Source organism: Leptolyngbya sp. FACHB-711 (assembly GCF_014695615.1).
GTDB lineage: Bacteria > Cyanobacteriota > Cyanobacteriia > Elainellales > Elainellaceae > Leptolyngbya_A.
Genome location: NZ_JACJOR010000416.1, coordinates 1 through 2,895, shown reverse-complemented (window position 1 = coordinate 2,895; position 2,895 = coordinate 1). Strand labels below are relative to the sequence as shown.

The window sequence follows — 2,895 nt, the reverse complement described above, 5'->3', positions numbered from 1 at the left end:
TCCTCCAGGATATCAGGTGTTTGCTTCTACCTTCAGGTGAAATTCCCACGATCGAGGTGAGTCAATGAGTTTCGAGTAACTCAGTTGTTCCACCTGGAAGAAGGCAAAGAGCGTTTTCAAAAAATTGTCTTCATTGCTTTCAATAGAAGTGACTTATCTACTTCTTTTATCCTCGATCCTAGTCTTTGAGTCGTTCATGAGTCATTTCCCTGTTAATTATAGAAGGTGAAAATCATGAACCTCAACTTCGTTCGTTTCGGCTCGGTGATCATCGCAATAGTTGTTGCAGGGGTAATTGCTAGCCCCGCTGAAGCAGTTTCGCTTGTAGGTAAGCAGCTTAGTTTTGCTGGTGGTGCCAGAATTGATAATCTTGGCAACGGCTTAGACAGCACGCCTGGAGGTCAAATTCGGTTCAACTTTGGAGACTTCGCTGACACAACCTCTGGTACTGCGCTTGTAGTACCGTTTACAAGTGATCCTGCCTTTGGTGCTGGTCCACTGACACTTCTGGATCTAACCCTAAATCAGACGAGTGCAACGACATGGAGCCTGGCAACAGCTTCTGTCCCCAGCTTTATCAGTGGGCTGGCAACGGGAACTCCAGGAGCGTTTGATCTAACTCGCTTTGATCTATTCCAATTAGGTTCGGGTAATACATTGGCGTTTGAAGCACTTGTCGAAGGCGTCTTTAACCCACCTGGATTGCCTGGTCTTGGAGAGCTAACGACTCAGCAGGGAGCACTCTCGCTAACGGGGTCTTCGTTCTCCGCTGATATTACCGCAGTTCCTACTCCAGCTCTTTTGCCTGCTGCCCTCGGCTTTGGTGCGGCAATGCTGCGGAAGCGCAAGGGTGAGAAGGCTGAGAAGGAAGCGGCTAACGCAAAAGCTTAAGGGTGCGATCGTCTTTTTTGTTCAGGTCGTGCATTGAACCAATTAAGATTGTGTTCTCCAGTCATTTAGTTATTCGCTGAAATGCTTGTCTCGATTCCTTTCCATGCTTTAAGGGACTTACAGAATCTTCGAATTGAGCTTATCGATTGAAAGACGGCTGTAAGCCCCCGTCAAGCAGAACTATTGAGGAAAGTAAACTTCTTGTCCTGAACAACTTTTTGGTTTTCTTTTCTCTTCTTTTTTCAACCCGCTGGAACGAAAAGCGATTTATCTGAATCATTGAACCCGATCGCTTAACTTCGATTGATTTGTGTTCCTCGTTTATTTTTACTTTTGGTAATTTCCTATGGCTTCTGCTTCTACTCCCTCTTCGATGTCTGGTGCTGCACGTCCTGATCGCATGATGGGCATCTGCCAAATTGTGGGCTTTGTTTGTCTGTTTGGCTTCGCGCTGAATATGCTGGTGCTGTTTTTGCCGCCCCAGATTGGAGATGCAGGCTGGCGGATTAGCTTTTTGCAGCAGTTTGGCGATCGGAGTTTAGTGCTATTAATTGGAGCCGCACTGACGATCGCAGGCAGTTTTGATAGCCGTCGCTGGCTGAAGCAGTTTTCGTTGTTCTGTCTGTTTCTTGGCGGAATTTATTTGATCACCTGTTTGCTCGTGATCAAAGATACGCTCAGTCTGCGCCAGCTTGCCGTGAACAATATCAGTGCCCAGGAAACTCAGGTACAAAACCAGATTCGCAACGCTCAGTCGAATCCAGCCGCTCTGGGACAAAATATTACCGCAGAAGACTTACAGCGTGCTTCTCAAACGCTTTCAGGACAGGCAACAGCCGCCAAGCAAAACGCTCAAACGGGTGTGCTGAAAACGGGAATTACAAGCGTGATTAACCTAGTTGCAATCGGGCTGGGGCTGATTGGACTGGGTCGGTATGGTATGTCTGCCCGCCAGCGGTAATCTGCTATGAAAGGGAAAACTGCAAAAACTGCGGAACTATGGCTAAATCGAGGCTTGCGAACTTCTCATAGCCGGATGGTGACGCTGGGCTTATTTATCGTTGCCTGCTATACCCCCTTCTGGCTAGCGAAGCTTGCAAACGGCTTGCTGCACGGTTCTGGCTCAATTTTAATGGCGGCAGCAATGGGTCTAGGGCTTTATCGCCTCTGGCAGCAGCGGCAGGAGCTAGCCAACCTGGAAGCGTCTGAGGGTGATCGCTGGCTGGGTTATTTCCTAATTGGTGCCAGTCTGCTGCTGTTGCCGTTTGGATTCACGACGCTCTGGATACAGCGAATCGTCTGGATTCAAACATTTGCAGGTATTGCGCTAAGTACCTGGGGAGCCGCCGTGTTTGGACGCTATCCGATCCCTGCCTTCCTAATTGTGCTGGGGTTGTTTCCAGAACCGACCGCCGTGGGGATGACGCTCTGGAAGACTTTCACGCCGCCTCAAATGTTGGAAAGCCTGATGGCGTGGAGCGGTACACTGGGATTGCAGGCGATCGGTCAACCCGCAACCCAAATTGATGCAGTATCAATCGCCCTTCCTGGTGGAGCGGTTCGAGTGGATTGGGGCTGTAGCGGTTTTGATATGGCAACGATTCTGGGAATTGCCAGCTTGGTCGTCGGGCTTGCAATGCGGGAGTCGATCGCCAAGGTCACACTGATGGTTGTCGTTGGAATCGCGCTGGCTCTGATTGCTAATATTCCGCGAATTATGCTGTTAGCCATGTCAGAGGCATATTGGGGCAAAGGTGCTTTTGAGTTCTGGCATGGTCCCTGGGGTGGGCAAATCTTTGCAGGAACGATGTTCACAATTTACTACTACATTGTCATGGCAATTCGTAGTCACGGTACTTCAAGCCGTTCAGCTTAGTCGAAAGTTATTCCTCACAATCCTGGCAAGACTGCTTCAAAGCAAATGAGGAAGGAGAACGATTGTCCCCACTCCTGCCCCTTTTCCACAACTGGATGAGGGGGGCTTTGTTTTGATAAGCATTGATG

The 2,895-nt window shown here is 49.2% G+C and carries 3 protein-coding genes; all 3 read left to right on the top strand.

Translation table 11 applies throughout. From position 1 onward, the window contains the following. Window positions 1-234: 234 nt before the first annotated feature. The 3 genes from H6F80_RS18470 (at window position 235) to crtC (ending at window position 2,767) form a co-directional block, all read left to right on the top strand. On the top strand, window positions 235-891 hold the full coding sequence (locus H6F80_RS18470; RefSeq protein ID WP_190792995.1) for a PTPA-CTERM sorting domain-containing protein: 657 nt from the start codon (window positions 235-237) through the stop codon (window positions 889-891). A 346-nt stretch (window positions 892-1,237) separates the two neighbouring features. After that, a complete protein-coding gene (gene hpsJ-C, locus H6F80_RS18465; RefSeq protein ID WP_190792994.1) occupies window positions 1,238-1,852 on the top strand; it encodes an HpsJ-like protein, cyanoexosortase C-associated in 615 nt (204 codons plus the stop codon). Window positions 1,853-1,858: 6 nt separating this feature from the next. Beyond that, window positions 1,859-2,767 carry a cyanoexosortase C gene (gene crtC / locus H6F80_RS18460; RefSeq protein ID WP_190792993.1) on the top strand — a complete coding sequence of 303 codons (909 nt, stop codon included), beginning with the start codon at window positions 1,859-1,861 and terminating at the stop codon, window positions 2,765-2,767. Window positions 2,768-2,895: the final 128 nt, after the last annotated feature.